Source organism: Mesorhizobium japonicum MAFF 303099 (genome assembly GCF_000009625.1).
Lineage (GTDB): Bacteria > Pseudomonadota > Alphaproteobacteria > Rhizobiales > Rhizobiaceae > Mesorhizobium > Mesorhizobium japonicum.
In genome coordinates this window covers 4,756,002-4,775,966 of the sequence record NC_002678.2, presented here as the reverse complement: position 1 = coordinate 4,775,966, position 19,965 = coordinate 4,756,002, and the positions used below count along the sequence as shown (strand labels likewise).

The following is a 19,965-nucleotide window of genomic DNA, read 5'->3' as shown; positions in this document are numbered from 1 at the left end:
GTCTCCGAAGTCCATTGGGCATGGGCGGCCTCGGCGAAAGGCCGGCACGGGCTTAGCGGGTGAGGTCATAGGAATAGTCCGTCACGCCTGTTTCGCTCGTCTCGCGATCGAGCTTGTCGAATATCTTGTCGAGGATCGTCGTCAGCACGCGTAATCCACCCTGGTAGCCCATGAGGGGAAAGCGATGGTGATGGTGCCGGTCGAAGATTGGAAACATCAGCCGGATCAGCGGCGTGCCGGTGTCGCGCTCCAGATACTTGCCATAGGAATTGCCGATCAGCAGGTCCACCGGCTCTGTAAACAGCAGCGAACGCATCGCCCAGAGATCCTTGCCCGCCCAGATCTGGGCATCCTGGCCGAAGGACGAGGATGCAAGCAATTCCTTCATCTCGGCCTCCCAGGCCGATGTCCCGTTGGTCGCGAGGCAATGTGTCGGCTCGCCACCGGTCTCCATGACGAAGCGGGCCGTGGCGTAGACGAAGTCCGGATCCCCATAGATTGCGTACTTCTTGCCGTGCAGCCATGACTGGCTGTCCGCCATGGCGTCAACCAGTCGGCCGCGCTCCATCCGGATTGCCTCGGGGATCTCCTGGCCGGAAATCGCCGAGACCTTCATCAGGAATTCGTCGGTCGCCTGGACACCCAGCGGATAGTGGAAGGATGCCGTCGCTTGCCCGACCTCGTCGCAATATTCCAGCGTCTTGCGGGTGTTGTAATGCTGCAGCGACAGTGTCGCCTCCGCGTTGAGTGCGCCTTTCAAGTCTTCGATCTTCGTGCCACCGTCATACATGCGGTATTCGCCGTCAGACGGCGTGTCGAACTGGTCTGAGGCGTCTTGAATGACGGTATAAGTGACACCCATCAGGTCGAGGAGGCGCTTGAGTTCTCGGTTGTTTCCGACGCAGAATCCGTCGAAGCCTGGAATGATGTTGATGGTCCCAGCGGCTTGCGAGCGCTCGCTGCCCTTCCAGAAATGCTCCAGCACGCCCTTCACCATGCCGTCATAGCCATCGATATGGCTGCCGACGAAGGCAGGCGTATGCGCGAAAGGCACGTCGAAGTCGCTCGGGACCGAGCCTTCGTTCTTGGCGTTCTCGATGAAGCTCCGCAGGTCGTCGCCAATGACTTCAGCCATGCAGGTGGTCGAGACGGCGATCATCTTGGGGTCGTAGAGCTTGTAGGTATTGGCGAGTCCGTCGACCATGTTCTTCAGGCCGCCAAACACTGCCGCGTCCTCGGTCATCGAGGAGGAAACCGCTGACGAAGGCTCCTTGAAATGTCGCGACAGATGCGAGCGGTAGTAGGCGACGCAGCCCTGGCTACCGTGGACGAAAGACATGGTGCGCTCGAAGCCCGCGGCCGCGAACACCGCGCCGAGCGGCTGGCAGGCCTTGGCGGGATTTATGACAAGCGCCTCGCGAGCGAGGTTCTTTTCGCGGTATTCCCAAGTCTTGGTCAATTCGCGTTGGTCGGTGACGATCTGATCAGGGTGCGGACATTCGAAATTGAGCTTCTTCTCCGCAAGCATTTGTCTGTATTCCGGCTCGCGGAACAGGGGAGCATGGTCGAGAACTTTTTCGGCCGATTGCGGCATGGTGGTCACCTTTTCCATCTGGCCGCGGCAAGCGGCAGCACAGGGACATCGAAACTTTGAAGGGCATCCAGCGTGGATCGAGCACGCCCCAAGCATTTATCGGCCTCCCTGCCTGCCAGGGAGGCCAGTCCTCATTCGGCGGCGACCGCCGTCGGCGGCGCGTCCTTCATCTTCTTCCACGGCGCGCGGTAGAGACCCCAGACCGGGTTGTTGATGGCCAGATCCATGTCGCGGGCGAAAATGGCGAAGCCGTCATAACCGTGATACGGGCCGGAGTAGTCCCAAGAGTGCATCTGGCGGAACGGGATGCCCATCTTCTGCACCGGGTACTTCTCCTTGATACCGGAGCCAACGAGATCCGGGCGGATGCCTTCGATGAACTTCTCCAGCTCATAACCGGTGACGTCGTCATAGAGGAGCGTGCCATTCTTCACGTAATGGCCGGTGCGCTGATAGTCGTCGTTGTGGGCGAACTCATAGCCGGTGCCGACGATCACCATAGCGAGGTCCTCGTAAGCAGTGATGACGTGACGAGGACGTAGCCCGCCGACATAGAGCATCACCGTCCTGCCTTCGAGGCGCGGTTGGTACTTGGCGATGACGGCATCGACCAAGGGCCGGTATTTGGCGATGACCTTTTCGGTCTTCTCCTCGATTTCCGGGCCGAAATGCTTGGCGATGTTGCGCAGAGAGGCCTCGATCTGGGAGGGGCCGAAGAAATTGTATTCCATCCAGGCGATGCCGTACTTTTCCTCCATGTGCCGGCAGATGTAGTTCATCGACCGGTAGCAGTGGATCAGGTTGAGCTTGGCCTTGGGCGCGCGCTCTATCTCGGCGAGTGTGGCGTCGCCCGACCAGTTGCCGACCACCCGAAGCCCAATCTCCTCGAGCAGGATTCGCGAGGCCCAGGCATCGCCGCCAATGTTGTAGTCGCCGACGACGTTGACGTCGTATGGGCCGGACTCGAACGCGACGTCGTCCTTGTCGAAGACCCAATCGCGGATCGCATCATTGGCAATGTGGTGGCCGAGCGATTGTGAAACGCCGCGGAAACCTTCGCAGCGCACCGGTACAATCGTCTTTTCGTGCTCCTTGGCTTTCTTGCGCGACACGGCCTCGATATCGTCCCCGATCAGGCCGATCGGGCATTCGGACTGCACCGAGATGCCGCCACTGAGCGGAAACAGGTCCTCGATCTCGTCGATGATCTTTTCCAGCTTCTTGTCGCCGCCGAAAACGATGTCCTTCTCCTGGAAGTCGGAGGTGAACTGCATTGTCACGAACGTGTCGATGCCCGTCGTGCCGACGTAATAGTTGCGGCGTTGCGACCAGGAATATTGCCCACAGCCGACCGGCCCGTGCGAGATGTGGACCATATCCTTGACTGGACCCCACACCACGCCCTTGGAGCCGGCATAGGCGCAGCCGCGGATTGTCATCACGCCCGGAATGGATTTGATGTTCGATTTGACGTCGCATTCGGAAAGGCCCTTGTCCTCCCCGCCGGCCTCGTCCTTGCTCGTTGCGACACTGAGGTGCTTCTTGCGACGCTTCGCCGCCTTGTCTGGATATTGGGACAGCACGTCTTCGATAAGCTTCGCATGCAAAGCGCCGTCATTCTCATAGTCGAGGCCCATGGGACCTGCCCCTTTCAAGGTTCGGGTAACGCCTCGCCAACGAGGCCTTGTTTCGTAGAAAGGGGCGCCAGGTCACGGTCGGCGCCTCCCTGTCGGTAGCGGCGGTTACTGAGCGACGGCCAATTTCGCTTCCTTGGCCTGAAGCTCGGCAAGCATTTGCTCGTCCGTCTTCATGATGCCGAAGTCGAGCAGCATGTCCTCGAGCTCCTCCATGGTGATTGGGGTCGGGATGGTGCCCTGGCCCGAATTGCCATGGATCTTCTCGGCCAACGCGCGGTACTCCCCTGCCTGTTTGGAGTCCGGCGCATACTGGATTACCGTCATCTTCCTCAGTTCGGCGTGCTGGACGATGTTGTCGCGCGGCACGAAGTGGATGAGCTTGGAATTGAGTCTGGCGGCCAGCGCCTCGGAGAGGTCGAGCTCGCGGTCGGTCTGGCGCTCGTTGCAGATCAGCCCCCCGAGCCTCACGCCGCCCGAATGGGCGTATTTCAGGATACCCTTGGCGATGTTGTTGGCGGCATAGAGCGCCATCATCTCGCCGGACATGACGATGTAGATTTCCTGGGCCTTGTTTTCGCGGATCGGCATCGCGAAGCCGCCGCACACCACGTCGCCCAGCACGTCGTAGGAGACATAGTCGACATTGTCATAGGCGCCGTTCTCCTCGAGGAAGTTGATCGAGGTGATGACGCCGCGGCCGGCGCAGCCGACACCCGGCTCGGGGCCGCCGGACTCCACACACTTGATGTCTTTGTAGCCGATCTTGAGCACGTCCTGGAGTTCGAGGTCTTCCACAGAACCTTCCTGGGCGGCGAGATGCAGAACCGTATCCTGCGCCTTTGCGTTCAGGATCAGGCGGGTGGAGTCGGCTTTCGGGTCGCAGCCGACGATCAGGATTTTCTGTCCGAGGTCGACCAGGGCGGCTAGCGTATTTTGAGAGGTGGTGGACTTGCCGATGCCTCCCTTTCCGTAGAATGCGATCTGACGCAGACCTGACATGTTGCTTCCTTCCTTCTTTCCATCCATAGCGGTTACCGCGACTTCAATGCCGGTCGGCAGATCCCGCCGCCTCGCACCGATCGTTTCAAAACTCGTGCCAATTTGGCCGGCTGGATCGAAGAAGAAATTTTATGATTGCTTTTCAGCTGTTTAACATTTGGCAAAAATATTAAATTGGCTAAATAAACTTGTGTAGCGGCCCTGACAAAGGCGACAGGAAATGTCGGATGGCGTTGAGTGAGACGTCGGCCGCGGAGCCCGGAAAGAAGCTAGTTGTCAAAATCTGATGGAGTAGATGCCCCCTCCGACGCCATCGCAATGTGCCAGTTTGGTGATTGCCAGAATCGACCAAGACAGAGACGGCATCCATGGAAGTTACCATCATTGGAATCGATCTCGCAAAGCGGGTCTTCCAGGTTCACGGCGCGGCGAGTGACGGGAAGGTTGTCTTTCGCAAGAAGCTGTCGCGCGCAGTTGCTGCCGTTTCTCGCCGGACAGCCCCGGTGCACGGTGGCGATGGAAGCGCGACCGCCCACGACTGGGGGCGTACGATCGGCGGGCTCGGGCATGCCGTCCGGCTCCTGCCGCCGGTCTATGTGAAGTCCTTTGTAAAGCGGCACGCGGAAGCGGCCCTCAGGCCGACAATGCGCTTCGTGGCTGTCAAAACCGAGGAGCAAGAGGCGCGGTCGATGATCTTCCGCACGCGCGACCTCTTGGTGCGCCAGCGCACGCAGCTGATAAACGCCCTGCGCGGCCACCTCGCCGAAGCACGGGGTCGTCGCCCCACACGGCCCGGCCCACGTGAAGCGCCGTGCGGATGCAATCGAAGACGAGGAAGGCCTCATCCAGCCGATCGTCCGCGACGTTGGTCGTCTCTACCTCCAGCAGATCGCCATCTACAGCGAGAAGATCGCCGAGCTCGAGAAGACCCTCCCTTGGCTGTAGATCATCTGGGAGCTCGTCCCGCTGGATTTGGCGCGCTCCACTCTATCTGAGTTTCAGCCATCTTGCCTTCGAGCCCGCTGCGCGGCTTGCCGGCCAGTTTTCCTCCTGCCATCAGCCGCGCCCAGATCAGCCCTGCCTTGTCGTCGAACGAGAGGATGCGGCCCGCAAACAGCGCCTGCGGCCCCTCAGGCCCAGAGAACCAGTTGTCGAGTGCGTCGCGTTTTTTCCCGCGCGGCTTCTCCAGAACCCTGCGAAGAATTTCCGCAACGGTCAGCGAAGCGATGAACAAATCCTCGTCACGCTGTCTCGACATCCATGCCAGGAGCGATTCCGAAGGCTGCGATTTGACGACATCGCTGATGATGTTGGTATCGAGGAGGTAGCGTGTCACAGGTCGATCTTCCGCCCCTCTTCATGGGGGCTGGAAAGATCGAGGTCAGCTCCCACGAGCGGCGAACGACGCAATGCGGCGAGAATCCCGACAAGCTTGGGTGGCTCGCCGGCGATGGTCTGGCTGACAGCAGCGCGCAGGCTAGAGGCATCCGGTCCATCTTCGGCCAGGCGGCGAGCCAAAGATCGAATGAGGTCGCGATCGGCATCGCGGCCAAGCACCTCGAAGCGCGCCAAGCCGCGCTCGCTGAGGCGAGATCGATAGTTTTGAATGGCGCGTTTTTGCGAGCTGCTCATAGCTGCCTCCGACTACAACACACATACATAATACATTCGACATACATCATAACCACAACAAGAAGGAACATACAGATCTAAATAGAAAGACAGTCTTCATTTCTCATTTCCAGTAATATAACCAGAATACTTGGTTTGATCAAGGTGCAGGCAGTCCGGGCAGTGCTCTCTTTCGGTTGAATGGCATCGGTGGGGGACGCGCGATATATGTTACGCGACGGTACTTTTTGACCAGCGTCGAGTTCTTGCGCTGACAAGAGAAATATCTCGGCGCCAACCAGAGGGCGTCGGCCCCAGGACGGGCGAGGCTCGTTCGGAGAACGGCGCGAAACAGGGATTGGTCGATTCGCGCGGCGATGATTGACCACAACGCCTGCTGGACGGGTTCCGCTTGCAGGTGCCCGTCGCTGCCCGCCTTGAAAAACTGTCAGAAAATCGCATACATTTCTGACAGGAGCATGGCCATGCAACGGTTGACCGAACAGATTCTTGCGCACGCGAAAGGGCTGCCAGAGGGCACGCCGGTCGCAGCTAAGAGCTTGCTTCACCTCGGGAATCGCGCCGCGGTGGATCAGGCATTGTCGCGTCTAGCCGAGCGCACGCAGTTGATCCGGGCGGGTCGCGGCGTCTATCTCCTTCCGGTCACGAGCAGGTTCGGCACCCGGGCTCCCTCCGTGGAGCAAGCGGTCGAGGCGCTTGCCAGCCAGCGCGGGGAGATCATCGTCACGAGTGGGGCCGTTGCCGCCAACACCCTCGGTCTCACGACACAGGTGCCGGTCCGGTCGGTCTATCTGACTTCCGGCCGCACCCGGAAGATGAGCCTCGGCAAGCAGGTCGTCGAGCTTCGCCACGCGCCTCGTTGGCAGCTCGCCATGGCGCATCGGCCCGCTGGCGAGGCGGTGCGAGCGTTGGCTTGGCTTGGGCCGGAGAAGGCTGAGGCCGCCCTCCAGACACTGAAGCGGAAACTCCCGCCGGGCGCCTTCAGCGAATTGGTCGCGGTAGCGCCGCAGCTTCCTACCTGGATGGCGCGCAGCGTGGGCAAGGCCGCACATGGCTGATCCCTTTCTCCACCTCCCGATCGAGGATCGGCGGGAGGCGCTCGGCGCGCGGCCGATCGGTCCGGCCGGCCGGCGCATCTCCTCGAGAAGGACGTGTGGGTGGTCTGGGCGCTCGCCACCTTTACGGCTCGGCGCTCGGCGAACATCTGGTGTTCAAGGGCGGCACGTCGCTGTCCAAAGCCTATCAGGTTATCCAGCGGTTTTCCGAGGACGTCGACCTAACATACGACATCCGGGCGATTGCACCCGACTTGGTGGGCGACGACGGCGAAGCGTTGCCGGAGACCCGTAGCGAGGAAAAACGCTGGTCCAGCGAGGTGCGCAAGCGCCTGCCCAATTGGGTTGAAGGAAGCGTTCAGCCGATCATCGCAGATGCGCTCGCGGCTGAAGCTTTGGCGGCCGCCATCCGCGTCGAGGGCGAGAAGCTGTTCATCGATTACGCAGCCGCGACGGCTGGCTCCGGCTATGTGGCGCCGAGCGTGATCCTCGAATTCGGAGCACGATCGACGGGCGAGCCCGCGAGCTTGCGCGACATCGCCTGCGACGCGTCTGGCCTGATCGAGGGCGTGACCTTTCCCACGGCTCGTCCACGCGTGATGCATGCGGAGCGAACCTTCTGGGAGAAGGCGACGGCCATCCATGTCTTCTGCCTGCAGGAGCGCCTGCGCGGCGATCGCTTTGCTCGTCACTGGCACGATGTCGCGCGGTTGGACGAAACCGGTTTTACCCCGTCCGCCTTTGCTGATCGCGATCTGGCGAACGCAGTGGCGCGCCACAAGACCATGTTCTTCGCCGAGAAAGCGCCCGATCGAACGCCCATCGATTACGCGGCGGCTGTCAACGGCGGTCTGCGGCTTGTGCCCGCAGGCGATGGTCTGAAGGCGCTTGAAGAGGACTACGCCCGCATGGTCGACGACGGGCTTCTTCTGGAAGACGCGGAGCCTTTCGAAGCGCTGATGGCGCGATGTGCCGATATCGCCGAGCGAGCCAATTACATCCGCGAATAGAAAAAACTGGGGGGACGGCGCCGTGCGAATTTCGCGGATCAAAATTACAAACTTCGCCAATCGGCGCGCTGCGGCCGGGAATGCTCGATGCGCTGATGGCGGCAGAGCCAAGCCTCGCCGATCAACGCGAACAGGTGGTGCGCATGTCGGCGGCGCTCGCTGTCGGCGGGCCGCTCGCCGACCTGGATCTGGCGAGCCTCGGTGGACGCGACGCGTCGCCTCTCCATCTTAATCTGTTGACGCCGCACTCGGCAAAGGGCTGCGAATATGATGTCGTGATCATGGCGGGACTCGATCTGGGCGGTTTGCCCTGGCGCAACGAGCAGCCGGCGGCGCGACGCGAAAGCCGACGGCTGTTCTATGTTGGCCTGACGCGGGCCCGCGACGAGATCCATATGCTGTATTCCGGTTACGTCGATACCGGCCGCGGGCGAAGGTTCGGCACCCCGTCCCGTGCAAGAGCGTAGCCGTCGACAAGTGTGGAGATCAGCTCCTTTGCATTGGGAAACCGTTATTTGAGGGTCGGGTCGAGCTTATCGCGCAACCAGTCGCCGAGGACGCTAACGGCAACGGCCGTGATGACAATGACGAGGCTTGGAGCGAGCAGCATCCAGGAGGCGCGGGTGATATACTCGCGGCCGGCCGCGACCATGACACCCAGGCTGGTCATCGGCGGCTGGACGCCGAGGCCGAGGAAGGAGAGTCCGCTTTCCACCAGGACGATTTCCGGAAAGGTCACCGTCGCCGCCACGAGAAGCGTCGCCGCGCTGTTGGGCAGGATATGCCGCAGATAGACACGCAGCGGATGGGCGCCGAGTTGGCGCGTTGCGCTCGCATAGCCCTGCGCGCTGGCGGTGATTGCCAGTCCTCGTGCCAACCGCGCATTCCGCTCCCAGCCATAAAGTCCCATCAGGGCGACGAACAGCGTCAGCGAATTACCGAAACAGGCGAGCATTGCCAGCGCCACGATTAGAAATGGTAGCGAAGCCTGTACGTCGATCATTAGCAGCAGGGCATGCTCGACGAGCCCGCGGAAATACGCGGCGATGAAGCCAATCCCGGTACCGACCAACACGCTGATCGCAGTGGCGCCGAAGGCGACCAGCAAGCTGGTGCGGATCGAGTAGAAAAGACGCGAGGCCACGTCACGGCCCAGATCGTCGGTTCCCAGGACGTGTAGCATCGTTCCGCCAAAGCCGACGGGCGGCGCCAGGCGATGGCGCAGGTCGATGGAAGTGATCTCATGGGGAGCCATCAGCGGCGCGGCGAGCGCCGTGAGGAGCATGAGGAGAACCCAGCCCACAGCAAGGAGTGTCGGCAGGTCCACCGAGCGAGGCGGCGGACGGTTGGTTTTTACAGTTGCCGTTTTCATTGCGATCCTGAGTTTGTTCCACGCAAGCGCGGATCGAACACGCCATAAAGCAGGTCCATCAGCAGGTTGGCCGACGTCATGGTCAGCGCCACGAGAAGGAGGATGACCTGCACCACGGCGAGATCACGGTTCGCAACCGAAACCACCAGCAATTGGCCGATGCCGGGCCAGCCGAAGACGCTTTCCACCAGTACGGCGCCCGCGACCTGGCCGCCGAGCATCAGGCCGAACAGCGTCAGCACAGGAATGATCGCATTCGGAAAGGCATGGTGGCGAACCACCTGCCGCCACGTCACGCCCTTGGCGCTGGCCGCCACGATGTAGAGCTGCGACAGAACTTCGATCATGGCGCTACGCGTGAAGCGCGCGATAATGGCCGCCCCGCCCAAACCAAGGGTGAGCACCGGCAGTACGAAGCTTTCCGGCCGATCCGCGCCGCCGGACGGGAACAGGCCGAGCGTCACGGAAAAGATCAGGATCAGCAATAGCCCGAGCACGAAGCTTGGCACGGTGAAGCCGAACACGGTCACCATCATCACCGATCGGTCGACCCAGGTGTCGCGATGCATGGCGGCGTAGGCGCCGACCGGAATGCCGATCAGCATCGTGAGCGCCAGTGCCGGCAGCATCAGCGCCAATGTCAGGGGCGCGCGCTCGAACACAAGCTGCAGGGCCGGTTTTCCAGCTAGCATGGAATTCCCGAAATCGCAGTGAAGTGCCGCCAGGACATAGCGAACATATTGCACATACAGAGGCTGATCGAGCCCCCAATGCCGGCGAAACGCCTCAAGATCCGGGGCGCGGGCGCTGGGACCGAGTATCTGCAGCGCCGGGTCTCCAGAGGCCCGCAGCACCACGAATGTAAAGGTCACCACGACCAGGATCGACAGGCCGGCACGCAGGATCTTGGGGCCGGCGAAACGAAACACAGCACTCATCAATGCCTCACCAAATGGCAGGCGACCTGCCGTTCCGATCCTAGCGGCAGGAGTTCGGGCAGGCTCTGGCGGCAGACATCGCGCGCAAGTGGACAGCGTGGATGAAACGGGCATCCGCTCGGCCGATCGGTGGGGCTTGGCGGTTCGCCTGGCAACGCCACATAATGATCGAATCCGCCCGGAAGCCTCGGCATGGCCGAGACGAGCGCCTGCGTATAGGGATGGGCGGGTTGATCGATAATGGCGTCGGCGCGCCCCTGCTCGACGACGCGGCCAAGATACATGACGACGATCCGGTCGCTGACATGGCGAACGACCCGCAAGTCATGGCTGATGAACAAGAGGCCGAGCCCGAGCTCCTGCTGAAGATCCATGAGCAGATTGACGATTTGCGCCTGGACGGACACGTCGAGCGCCGAGACCGGCTCATCGCAAACCAGAAGCGAGGGTTTTGGCGCGAGCGCCCGGGCAAGCACGACGCGTTGGCGCTGGCCGCCGGAAAGCTGATGCGGATAGAGCACGCCATGGTCTTCGCCGAGGCCGACGCCGTGGAGAAGCTCGGCCACACGTTGCTTGCGGCTTGCCGGATCGCCAATCCCGTGAATCGCCAGCGGCTCGGCGATGAGAGCGCTGACAGTCATTCGGCGATCAAGCGCTGCCAAGGTGTCCTGAAAGACCAGCTGCATCTGGCGCCGCTGCGCGCGCCACCTGTTGCTGTCGATGCGCGGCAGCGGCAAACCCTGAAACAGCACACCTCCGCTGTCCGGCGGCTCCAGACCGAGCGCAATACGGCCGGTGGTGGACTTGCCGCATCCGGATTCGCCGACAATGCCGGTCGTCCGGCCCATCTCGACATCCAGCGACACGCCATCGACTGCTACAAGATATTTCCGCGGTCCGTAGAGTGGCGAGCCGAGCGGAAAGCGACGGGTGAGGTTGTTGAGACGCAGCAGGGTCATTGATACGTGCCGGCGTCCAAACGAAGGCAACGCACCGAATGCCGCGCGGCGACCTGCCGCGGTTCCGGTCGGCTCGTGCGACATACCGCGATCGCGTGCCGGCAGCGTGGCGCATAGGCGCATCCCGGCGGCAGATTGCGTTGTGGCGGCGCGCCGGCAATGGCGGTCAACCGCATGCGCGGACCGTGCGAGGGCGGAATGGCACCGATCAGGTCGCGTGTATAGGGGTGCTCCGGCGCGGTCAGAAGCGTGTGTTTCGGTGCCGTTTCGACGATCTGGCCCGCATACATGACGCATGCCCGGTCACAGACGGCAGCCACCGCGGCGAGATCATGGCTGATCATGACCAGCGCCATGCCTGTGTCGCGTTGAATATCTTTGAGCAGCAGCAGGATCTGCGCCTGCACGGTAGCGTCGAGCGCGGTCGTTGGCTCATCGGCGATCAGCAGTTCGGGCCGGCCGGCGAGCGCGATGGCAATCATCACCCGCTGGTTCTGGCCGCCCGACAGTTCGTGGGGGTACGCGTTGAGCCTGCTTGCCGCAGCGGCTATCCCGACCTGGTCGAGCAGGCGGCAGGCCTGGGCACGGGCGGCGGCACCGCTGAGGCCACGGTGCAGGCGAAGCGCTTCGGTGATCTGCGCGCCGATGCGATGCACCGGGTTCAGCGCGCTGGCCGGATCCTGGAAGATCATGGCGATGCGTCCGCCGCGCACCCGATCCAAAACGGATTGTCGTGCGCCCACAAGATCGAGATCACCAATCCTGGCCTCGCCCCCGATCTCGGCGGATTTCGGCAGCAGGCCAAGAACCGCCCGCCAAGTCACGGACTTGCCGCAGCCGGATTCGCCAACGATACCCAAGGCCTCGCCTTTGTTCACAGCGAGATCGACACCGTGCAGCACAGGCACATCGCCGAACGCCACCCTCAAGCCAGCAATGCTTATGGCAGGTTTGGTGGCGGAAGCCCCGATGTCATGGGCCGGCAACAGCGCGGCGCCCGCGCTGTTCTGGAAGGACTTGTGCAGCATGGAACTCAGGCCACCGGCTCAGGCGGCATCTTCGGGCCGAGATACATTTGCGGTAACGGGTTGGGCTGCCAGCTGACATCCGCCTTCTGCCCATAGATGAAGGGCATGGAATGCAGCGGCGTGATGCAAGGGTCCTCGATCTCGACAATGTCCTGCATCCGTTTGAAGGCCGCCTGGCGCTTGGCGAGATCGGTCGTCGTTTCAAGCTCGTGACCGAGCCGGTTGAACTCGGCATTGGTCCAGCCACCTGTCGACTGGAGGTCATTGGTCGGACCGATAATCTGCCACAGCATGGAAACGGGATCGGCGTAGAAGGCGCCGCCGGACGTGTCATTGATGCCGCCAATGTCGCCGACCTGCGTCCAGTTCTCACACATGATCAGCTTGACGTTGATCCCGGCAGCCTTCCACATCTCGACAAGCGCCTGGTTCTCGGCGAGCTGCATCGGATAATAGGTGCCGACGGAAGGGTAAGGGATTTCCTCGCCCCTGTAGGATGACTTGGCGAGCAGTTCCTTGACCTGCGCCGGATCATAGGACACTCCCTTGCGGTTGGGGTCGTTGATCTCGCCGAAGATCGGTAGCTGCCAGCTGGTCAGCGCTTTCGCCCGGCCGTCCCAGAGGCCGTCCGCCAGCGCACCGCGATCGATAGCGAGAGCGAGCGCGCGACGCAGATCGACATCTTTCAGGATGGGAGTCCTGAGCGGAGCAAATGTGAGAAAGCGGAACCACATGGCTTCGCCACCAACAATCGAGAGGCCGTTGACACCCTCAATTTCGGCAATGTGGTCCGGAGTGATGTCTGTGACGATATCGTAATCGCCCGACTTCAGTCCGGCGATGCGCGCGGCGATTTCCGGCAGCCGCTTGAAGCGGATCGAGGCAAATGGCGGCTGGCCTCCCCAATATTCGTCGTGCGCCACCAGCGTGATCTCGTCGCCATTGCGGACCTCGCCGATCTTGTAAGGGCCGGTGCCGATCGGCTTCGCCGCCCAGGCGTCATAGCTGCTGGCGCCAGCCCGTGCCCTGGCGCTGATGATCTGCGTGCCCCAGGCGCCGAGCCGCTGGGCGAAGACCGGATCCTCTGTCCTGGTGATCAAACGGACAGTGCGATCATTGATCTTCTGCACATCGGCAAGCGAGGAGAGGAAGTTGGCAAACACGGCCGCGCCCGGCGCTTTTTCGCCGCGCAGTCGATCCGGCCCGAGCGAGAAGACAACGTCATCCGCCGTCATTGTGGACCCGTCATGAAACTTCACATTGTCGCGCAACCTGATCTCATGGATCGTGGCGTCGATTTGCTTCAATGATGTCGCGAGCGCGAAATTCAGGCGAAAATTGTCGTTGTAGTCGGTCCGTAAAAGCTGATCGAAAACGCTGTATTGCACCCGCCAGGAAACGTTGGCGATGGAGGAGCCGTCCACCGGTTCCAGAATTGTGCGCAGGTCCTGAACGGCAATATTGAGGTTCGGCCGCCGGCCGGCTGCCGCCATGATCGTGTTCGGCAATGCTATTGCGCCAGCCGCCATGGCGCTCATGCCGAGAAATCTGCGACGTGTCGTTTGCATATCAAAATCCCCTCTCTTTCAGTCGGGATGACAATCGGAGCGAATGAAATCCGCTCCCGAGACGGGATGAGACATAGCGCGGTTATGTGACGGTTTTTTGCATGTTTGAGACGGATTGTGTTGGTTATTGAAATCAAATGGAAAAAAATGTTTCACGATTGGGGCAGCCGTGCGGGCTGAAAGAAGAGGATCAAGTAGAGACAAGTGCGGGGTTGTGACGGTTTTGCGGATATAGAACTTCAACACCGGCGGCTTCGATCTTGTCCAGCATGTCCGATGCAGGCCTCCGGTCGGTGATGATCGCGGTAATCGCCGAATGGGGCAGGATGCGGTAGCGCGCCGACAAGCCGAATTTGCTGTGATCGGCGAGAATGACAATTTTCCGTGCTTGCTCGCAGAGCGTCGCAGCAAGCTCCTGTCCGACCTGTTCATGGTCGAAGACGCCATTCGGATGCACCGCATTGACGCCGATAAATGCGACGTCGATCTGCTGTTCGCGGAGTGTACGCAAGGCGGTGAATCCGCTTACGGTCCGGAAATCGACATTGAAATCGCCCCCCAGCATGACAACGCGATGCCGATGGCCTTCGGCCGCGGCGATGGCAGTATCGACCATGTTGGTGACGACGCGCATTTCCGGGAGGGCCGATATGCGGCTGGCCAACGACAGAATGGTGCTGCCGCCCCCGAAAAAGAGATTCTGGCCGGGCTTCAGAAGACCCAGGGCGATCTCAGCGATGGTGCTTTTTTCCGCGCGCTCGGAAACAGCTCGCGATGAGATGGCCAGCAGCTTTGGCTGTTGCGTTGCGACCGCGCCACCATGGACCCGTGCGACCAAGCCATCCTGCTCGAGCCGTTTGATATCCCGCCGCGCAGTCTCTTCTGAAATATTGAACCGCTGCATCAAATCTCGGATGCGCACTTCGCCATTCGCCTGGATGATTTCAACGAGCCTTTTATGACGATTGTAACTAAGCGACATGCTTCTCTCTCTCGCGGCATTCGAAAAAAGACTATTCAGTTCGCTGCGCAAATGTCACGTCAGGGCGTCACTCTCAGAGGCCGTTGAGCGGCTTAAGGTGCGCCGCAGAGCTTTTGCCAGCCTTTCGTTTTCCGTCCGACTTCGAACCGTCAGGCGCAGATATCGATCTGCGTCGTTCATGGCTTGATAGCCGCATTCTCTTACGAGGACGGATTCGAACAGAACGAGGCGGCGCTTGAGCTCGGCAGCGGATACCGAATTTTCAGGCAGCCGGCACAAGATGAAATTCGTTTGCGAAGGTACGACGTCGAGGCCCGGTACCGTCCGCAGCTCCTCGATGAACAGCTCTCTATCTTCTCGCAACATGTCTAGACTGTGTTCCAATTCCTCTGCGAATTCGGGAAGCAGGAACAGTGTGTATTCCGCAATGCCGTTAATGTTCCACAGCGGCAGTTTCCGGCGCACGGCGGCAACGAGGGTGGGATCGCCAGCCATGAGGTAGGCGAGCCGGATTCCGCCAAGTCCGAAGACCTTTCCAAGGCTCTTCACCACGATCAAATTGGCACAGGACGGAACCAGATTCTCAACGCTGTTTGGTCGGCCATCAGCGGGAAAATCAATGAACGATTCATCCACGATCAGCCGTCGCCCTCGAGATCCTAGGGCCTCCGCCAGCCATGCCACGTCAGCATGATCAACAAGTCGACCGGTCGGATTGTTTGGATTTACAACGATTGCCGTATCCGCGCCTGTCGCCAGTACGAATTCCAGGAAAGCTCGAACGTCGAGATCGAAATAGGGCGGGGTGAGGACGAAGTTGTTCTTTTGTTCGTCATCGAGAGGTGTTTGAAAGCCGGCGAACGTCGGCACGGGAATCGCGATTGTTGGGTTCAGCGTTGAATAGAGCGCCTGGATGAGGTCGGTCACCCCGTTTCCGACTGCAATAAAGTCCGGCTGCTGCGAGGTCATCGTGCCAACAACTGAAGCGATATCGATCTGCTGAGAAGGATAGCATGTCAACACGCCTTCGAGCCTCGCCGCCAGCCGATCGTAAAAAGTCTTGGGAGGGAAGCGGGTATTGCAAAGAAGCATGTACTCGGCGATTGGCTTGCGCCAATAACCTCCGACGCTCGTTTCCAGACGCCGCAGCACGTTCTCCTTGTCACACCGAAATTCCGCGATGGATGCGTCGACACCGTCGCAAATATCGAGCAGCTTGGAGCCGGCAGTCAGCACATTGCCAGGCAACGCTACGTCCAGCTGGGACAGGCCCGCGACTAACCTGCTGAAGGCCTGATGCAGAGATGCCGCGGCGCGGCTTTCGGCCAGAAGATTGCGTAGAACATCAGCACTCAATCGATAAATCCCGGTCGGCGCGTCGGGCCGCCAAGCGGAGCCGCGCAAACCCTTGTTGGTATTGATACCGTCAAGAACCTCACTGTCGAAAAGCGGTGTTCCCCATATCAGGAGAGTATCGCCATCATGTTGGCGGAACTTCTCAATGAGATCGCCGTCATGCGCGTCGTGCCACGAAAGCGTATTTGTGCTGTCCTGCAGGCGGAACCCATCGAATGTGCCGCTACTCAAGTTTTCAACGAGAGTGACATCTTCAATGCCGTTTTCGACACAGGCGTTGACGAGACGGTCCAAGAGCGGCTGACCGTTGATAGGAACCAACGGTGCATCGTAGCTGCCACTCCACAGATGTATTTTTGGCCCTGCGAAATCGAGGATAAAAATAGCACGGGTCGTATCGGCCATCTCGGACTCCTTTCTTCTGAAGGAAGCAAAAAGAGCGCGTAGAAGCGCCCATTCCCAAAATCAAAACGACCCACTGGCGCTCGAAGTATCCCGTGATGCGTTCATACCGGCGTCATCCGAAGCCTATAGGGGGCTTTGGTTTCGATCGGTCTCTTCCAGGTGCAACATGACCCACACCAATCCATCCAGGCCTACCGCTCGTTTTCAGACGCCTGCCTCGATAAAGCCGCGCGCTCCTACGAAAGCGATTCTGATCCTCATGGACGGCGTAAGCGCGGACTATTTCGAAAAGCACAAACATCGGTTGCCGACGCTTCTTCGTTTGGCAGGAGACGGTCTGTCCATCACTCGCCTGCGCTCAACGGTGCCGGGAACGTCGATGCCGGGGCGCGCAAGCATGCTAACCGGCGCGGCGCCTCAAGCGAACGGGATCTACGGAAACCACATTGTGCGAGATGGCTCGTTTGTCTGCGCCGACGCGTCTGATCTGCGGGTTCCGACCATTGCAAAGCTTGCCAAAAATAGCGGGCTTGATGTCGCGTCCATCGGCGCTGGGTTGATCGACCCAGCCGATTGCGATGTCTTCGTGCCGGCCTGGTGGGAACGAGGGTTTCTCCAGGGAAGCCGGTCATTTAAGAGCCTGCCCGAAAACCGCATCGCTCGCTCGCGCATGATCAAAGATCCAAATGGGCGGTTGCGAGCCGCCGGCGTGCTCGATCTCTTCGGCTTCCCGTCCAGTAGCGACACCGTTGCGAGCACTGCTCTCGTTGCGGGCCTGGCCGCGGATCATCTCATGATCGGGGCTGCAGGAGCGCTGGCTTGCTCGGAGAACCCGCCTGATCTCATTTTGACCGAGATCGACATGACGGATTCGATTCAGCATCAGTTCGGATACGAAAGCGAGGCGGCACATTGGTCTATCGCCGCGGCCGACATGATGATTGGCGCTCTCATCGAAGGACTGAGGCGAGTCGGGCGGAAAGACGATTACGCGATCGTAGTCGCAAGTGACCATGGACATAGCGCCGTCCACACAACCATTTATCCGGATGCGATCATCCCTGACTTGCTTTGGGAAAGTGAAGGAGCGACGCTCCATGTCCTGGTTGACGGAGCTCATGACCGCAGAATCGCAGACGGACTGTTGGCGCGCTTCCAAGTGGAGCCGTGGTCGAGCGACCATGTTCCGGTAAATGAACGCGATTGCATAGCGACCTATGTCGCACCTCCTGGACACTCCTTCGAGGAGACCGTTGGAGACACGCAAGAAGCTGGCCCGACGGGCAGACCTCGATACAGGTCCACCCACGGTTTTCGACCCGGCAGCGCGGAGGACGATCGGATATGCCTGTTGAGCATCCCTGGAATGCAACCTTGCAATATTGCCTGGGGCTCCGCTGAAGAGTTCACGCCAACCATTGCTCAGATCTTGGGATTGTCCGACGCCCCGTTTTCGGCAAGGGGTCTTCTGTAACATGCCCGCAAGCGACCGCCTGCGGGCTCGCATATTCGTCATGAGAATACCTCTTTGAAGAATATCCCAAGGTTGGCCAACAGCCAGAACTTCCGACCAAACGAGTCTGAAGGATTTCGTCGTCCGGCCTCGAACCAACGCCGCAAAGCAGCAGGATCGAACAAATCTCCCAGTGGAGAGTCCTTATCAAACAGCAGCCTTCGATATTCCGTTGCTCCCTCGCCAACGGCCCACTGACCCAGTGGCAGCGGAAATCCCATCTTTTTGCGAGATAGAACAGATCTGGGCAAGACGCTCCGGTATTCCCTTCTTAAGGGGAATTTTGAGACATCGAGACGTTCGCTGAAGGAAGCAACCGGATGCCACAGTGCCTGGACCGAAGCGATTGGAGACCTCCACCTCAACCGCTGTGAGCCGGGCATCGCCATTGCGGCGGTAACGAGCTGGTGATCGGTATAAGGAACGCGAGCTTCAAGCCCAGCTGCCATTGTGGTGTTGTCAACCATTTCCAGCAATGCGGGCAAATGCGTAGAGACGAGAACATATGAGATCTTGCTAAAGAAATCTCCGCCGGCCTCTGCAAATTGAGTCGAGAAGTGATCGAACAGAGCCATCTCGTGCTCCCTTCGTACCCGCCCATCGATGACAAGCGAGCGGATTTCATCGGTCGGGAAGTAGCTGTAACGCGCCAGGAAGAACTGCAATTGACTGCCATGGACGTCGAGTCCGAGGCGCCGGCGTGCGACCTGGGCAAGAGCACGTGGTAATGCGGCGATGATCTTGCTTCGATTGTAATCATACGGCGTACGGAACAATCGGCTGTAGCCAGCAAAAATCTCATCGGCCCCCTCGCCGGTGAGGACGACCTTATGCTCCTTCGAAATCGCCTTTGCGAGCGTAAACATTGCGATTTCGTTATGCATCCCAAGCGGATGTCCGCGCAGGCGAACCAGCTCTGACACAGCGTAGATATCGGAAGGTTCTCCAATTGGGACGACCCGGTGAGTGAGCCCGAATTCTGCGGCGACCTCCATCGCATAAGCCGTCTCGTCATAATCGGCGGTCTCGACCTTGCCGGTATAGCAGATCGGACGGATTTGGGAGCGGGCGGACGCCTCATAGGCGAGGATGCTCGAGTCAAGTCCACCGGACAACAATGCGGCGACCGGTACGTCAGCCACCAGCTGACGTTCGACGGCGCTTCCGAGTAGTCTGCGTATGTCGGAGTAGTCGGGCTTACATCGCGAAATGCGCTCTGACAGATTCCACCAACGTTCGGACGTGTGTCGCCCATTTCTTATTTCGAGGAGATGGCCGGGCTCTAACTTGGAAATCCCGGCGAACAGCGTTCTGGCGCCGACAACCGCGCGATAGGATAGAAAGCTGAGCGCGCCGATCATGTCGGGTCCGCGCATGACGCCCGGCCAGCGAATGAGAGCGTTCGGCTGCGACGCAAACAGAAGCCCAACGTCGCAGATCGTGTAGTAAAGGGGTTTTACCCCCAAACGATCTCGGGCGATGAGAACAAGCGAGTTCCGCGGGTCGAAAAGCGCGAAGGCAAATATCCCGTCAAGACGATTTAAGAATGACTTTCCCCAAGCAATATAGCTAAGAATTAGAACCTCGGTGTCGGACACCGTCGAGAAGAAAAAACCCATATCCCTCAATTCAGTTCTAATTTCCCGATAGTTGAATATCTCGCCGTTGTACGTTACCACCACTCCGGTATTGGCATCGCGATAGGGCTGATTGGCTCGAGAATGAGCGTCGACAATCGATAGCCGTCGATGCGCGAATGCTACCGATTGATTAATGTATAGGCCGCTGGCATCAGGTCCGCGATGAGCGAGAGCGTCAGCGCAACGCTCAACGGCCGCAGCACAAACGGGTGTTCCCTCGTTTTTGAGGACTATCCCAAAGATTCCGCACATTGGGGTCGCTCTCTTGGCACGAATA

16 protein-coding genes and 2 pseudogenes are annotated in these 19,965 nt (G+C 60.0%); 5 read left to right on the top strand and 13 right to left on the bottom strand.

Annotated elements, in window-relative coordinates:
• Positions 1–52 precede the first annotated feature (52 nt).
• The 3 genes from nifK to nifH all read right to left on the bottom strand — a co-directional run bounded on the left by nifK (position 53) and on the right by nifH (position 4,230).
• Positions 53–1,594 carry a nitrogenase molybdenum-iron protein subunit beta gene (gene nifK / locus MAFF_RS24205; RefSeq protein WP_010913610.1) on the bottom strand — a complete coding sequence of 514 codons (1,542 nt, stop codon included), beginning with the start codon at positions 1,592–1,594 and terminating at the stop codon, positions 53–55.
• Positions 1,595–1,725: 131 nt separating this feature from the next.
• The gene (gene nifD / locus MAFF_RS24200; RefSeq protein WP_010913609.1) at positions 1,726–3,231 is read right to left on the bottom strand and encodes a nitrogenase molybdenum-iron protein alpha chain; all 1,506 of its coding nucleotides are present in this window, start codon (positions 3,229–3,231) and stop codon (positions 1,726–1,728) included.
• Between the two features lie 105 nt (positions 3,232–3,336).
• The gene (gene nifH / locus MAFF_RS24195; protein WP_010913608.1) at positions 3,337–4,230 is read right to left on the bottom strand and encodes a nitrogenase iron protein; all 894 of its coding nucleotides are present in this window, start codon (positions 4,228–4,230) and stop codon (positions 3,337–3,339) included.
• A gap of 368 nt (positions 4,231–4,598) precedes the next feature.
• Here nifH and MAFF_RS40750 point away from each other — a divergent pair.
• Positions 4,599–5,157, top strand: a pseudogene (locus tag MAFF_RS40750) (IS110 family transposase); the annotation flags it as partial.
• 19 nt (positions 5,158–5,176) lie between these two features.
• Here MAFF_RS40750 and MAFF_RS24185 read toward each other — a convergent pair.
• On the bottom strand, positions 5,177–5,566 hold the full coding sequence (locus tag MAFF_RS24185; RefSeq protein ID WP_010913606.1) for a PIN domain-containing protein: 390 nt from the start codon (positions 5,564–5,566) through the stop codon (positions 5,177–5,179).
• The gene (locus MAFF_RS24180; RefSeq protein WP_010913605.1) at positions 5,563–5,862 is read right to left on the bottom strand and encodes a hypothetical protein; all 300 of its coding nucleotides are present in this window, start codon (positions 5,860–5,862) and stop codon (positions 5,563–5,565) included. The genes MAFF_RS24185 and MAFF_RS24180 overlap by 4 nt, the downstream gene beginning before the upstream one ends.
• Before the next feature lie 464 nt (positions 5,863–6,326).
• On the opposite strand from MAFF_RS24180, the gene MAFF_RS24175 reads away from it, so the two are divergent.
• The 3 genes and pseudogenes from MAFF_RS24175 (at position 6,327) to MAFF_RS24165 (ending at position 8,394) form a co-directional block, all read left to right on the top strand.
• Entirely contained in the window at positions 6,327–6,920 is a 594-nt protein-coding gene (locus MAFF_RS24175) for a DUF6088 family protein (protein ID WP_044551219.1), read from the top strand.
• Positions 6,913–7,927 (top strand): annotated as a pseudogene (locus tag MAFF_RS24170) (nucleotidyl transferase AbiEii/AbiGii toxin family protein). Before MAFF_RS24175 ends, MAFF_RS24170 begins: the two are co-directional and overlap by 8 nt.
• An 80-nt stretch (positions 7,928–8,007) precedes the next feature.
• On the top strand, positions 8,008–8,394 hold the full coding sequence (locus MAFF_RS24165; protein WP_044549000.1) for a 3'-5' exonuclease: 387 nt from the start codon (positions 8,008–8,010) through the stop codon (positions 8,392–8,394).
• A gap of 44 nt (positions 8,395–8,438) precedes the next feature.
• Here MAFF_RS24165 and MAFF_RS24160 read toward each other — a convergent pair whose 3' ends face one another.
• From MAFF_RS24160 to MAFF_RS24130, 7 genes are all read right to left on the bottom strand, one after another.
• On the bottom strand, positions 8,439–9,299 hold the full coding sequence (locus MAFF_RS24160) for an ABC transporter permease (protein ID WP_010913601.1): 861 nt from the start codon (positions 9,297–9,299) through the stop codon (positions 8,439–8,441).
• On the bottom strand, positions 9,296–10,237 hold the full coding sequence (locus MAFF_RS24155) for an ABC transporter permease (protein ID WP_010913600.1): 942 nt from the start codon (positions 10,235–10,237) through the stop codon (positions 9,296–9,298). Before MAFF_RS24155 ends, MAFF_RS24160 begins: the two co-directional genes overlap by 4 nt.
• Positions 10,237–11,196 (bottom strand): ABC transporter ATP-binding protein, encoded by a 960-nt coding sequence (locus tag MAFF_RS24150; RefSeq protein WP_010913599.1) that lies wholly within the window; start codon positions 11,194–11,196, stop codon positions 10,237–10,239. The genes MAFF_RS24155 and MAFF_RS24150 overlap by 1 nt, the downstream gene beginning before the upstream one ends.
• Positions 11,193–12,224 (bottom strand): ABC transporter ATP-binding protein, encoded by a 1,032-nt coding sequence (locus MAFF_RS24145; RefSeq protein ID WP_010913598.1) that lies wholly within the window; start codon positions 12,222–12,224, stop codon positions 11,193–11,195. Before MAFF_RS24145 ends, MAFF_RS24150 begins: the two co-directional genes overlap by 4 nt.
• A gap of 5 nt (positions 12,225–12,229) precedes the next feature.
• Positions 12,230–13,792 carry an ABC transporter substrate-binding protein gene (locus MAFF_RS24140; protein ID WP_010913597.1) on the bottom strand — a complete coding sequence of 521 codons (1,563 nt, stop codon included), beginning with the start codon at positions 13,790–13,792 and terminating at the stop codon, positions 12,230–12,232.
• 190 nt (positions 13,793–13,982) lie between these two features.
• On the bottom strand, positions 13,983–14,774 hold the full coding sequence (locus tag MAFF_RS24135) for a DeoR/GlpR family DNA-binding transcription regulator (RefSeq protein ID WP_010913596.1): 792 nt from the start codon (positions 14,772–14,774) through the stop codon (positions 13,983–13,985).
• A 54-nt stretch (positions 14,775–14,828) separates the two neighbouring features.
• Positions 14,829–16,535, bottom strand: coding sequence for a pyridoxal phosphate-dependent aminotransferase (locus MAFF_RS24130; RefSeq protein ID WP_044548997.1), 1,707 nt, complete (start codon positions 16,533–16,535; stop codon positions 14,829–14,831).
• Between the two features lie 166 nt (positions 16,536–16,701).
• On the opposite strand from MAFF_RS24130, the gene MAFF_RS24125 reads away from it, so the two are divergent.
• Positions 16,702–18,009, top strand: a complete 1,308-nt coding sequence (locus tag MAFF_RS24125) for an alkaline phosphatase family protein (protein WP_010913594.1) — start codon at positions 16,702–16,704, stop codon at positions 18,007–18,009.
• Positions 18,010–18,047: 38 nt separating this feature from the next.
• Here the strand turns inward: MAFF_RS24125 and asnB are convergent, their stop codons facing one another.
• Positions 18,048–19,940 carry an asparagine synthase (glutamine-hydrolyzing) gene (asnB, locus tag MAFF_RS24120; RefSeq protein WP_010913593.1) on the bottom strand — a complete coding sequence of 631 codons (1,893 nt, stop codon included), beginning with the start codon at positions 19,938–19,940 and terminating at the stop codon, positions 18,048–18,050.
• Between the last annotated feature and the right edge of the window lie 25 nt (positions 19,941–19,965).

What these genes read in the sequence shown, in the direction of transcription:
- MAFF_RS24145 (WP_010913598.1), bottom strand. Translation starts at nt 12,224, where the DNA reads ATGCTGCACAAGTCCTTCCAGAACAGCGCGGGCGCCGCGCTGTTGCCG.
- MAFF_RS24140 (WP_010913597.1), bottom strand. Translation starts at nt 13,792, where the DNA reads ATGCAAACGACACGTCGCAGATTTCTCGGCATGAGCGCCATGGCGGCT.
- MAFF_RS24125 (WP_010913594.1), top strand. Translation starts at nt 16,702, where the DNA reads ATGACCCACACCAATCCATCCAGGCCTACCGCTCGTTTTCAGACGCCT.
- MAFF_RS24180 (WP_010913605.1), bottom strand. Translation starts at nt 5,862, where the DNA reads ATGAGCAGCTCGCAAAAACGCGCCATTCAAAACTATCGATCTCGCCTC.
- nifK (WP_010913610.1), bottom strand. Translation starts at nt 1,594, where the DNA reads ATGCCGCAATCGGCCGAAAAAGTTCTCGACCATGCTCCCCTGTTCCGC.
- MAFF_RS24160 (WP_010913601.1), bottom strand. Translation starts at nt 9,299, where the DNA reads ATGAAAACGGCAACTGTAAAAACCAACCGTCCGCCGCCTCGCTCGGTG.
- MAFF_RS24165 (WP_044549000.1), top strand. Translation starts at nt 8,008, where the DNA reads ATGCTCGATGCGCTGATGGCGGCAGAGCCAAGCCTCGCCGATCAACGC.
- nifD (WP_010913609.1), bottom strand. Translation starts at nt 3,231, where the DNA reads ATGGGCCTCGACTATGAGAATGACGGCGCTTTGCATGCGAAGCTTATC.
- MAFF_RS24175 (WP_044551219.1), top strand. Translation starts at nt 6,327, where the DNA reads ATGCAACGGTTGACCGAACAGATTCTTGCGCACGCGAAAGGGCTGCCA.
- MAFF_RS24150 (WP_010913599.1), bottom strand. Translation starts at nt 11,196, where the DNA reads ATGACCCTGCTGCGTCTCAACAACCTCACCCGTCGCTTTCCGCTCGGC.
- asnB (WP_010913593.1), bottom strand. Translation starts at nt 19,940, where the DNA reads ATGTGCGGAATCTTTGGGATAGTCCTCAAAAACGAGGGAACACCCGTT.
- MAFF_RS24155 (WP_010913600.1), bottom strand. Translation starts at nt 10,237, where the DNA reads ATGAGTGCTGTGTTTCGTTTCGCCGGCCCCAAGATCCTGCGTGCCGGC.
- nifH (WP_010913608.1), bottom strand. Translation starts at nt 4,230, where the DNA reads ATGTCAGGTCTGCGTCAGATCGCATTCTACGGAAAGGGAGGCATCGGC.
- MAFF_RS24135 (WP_010913596.1), bottom strand. Translation starts at nt 14,774, where the DNA reads ATGTCGCTTAGTTACAATCGTCATAAAAGGCTCGTTGAAATCATCCAG.
- MAFF_RS24130 (WP_044548997.1), bottom strand. Translation starts at nt 16,535, where the DNA reads ATGGCCGATACGACCCGTGCTATTTTTATCCTCGATTTCGCAGGGCCA.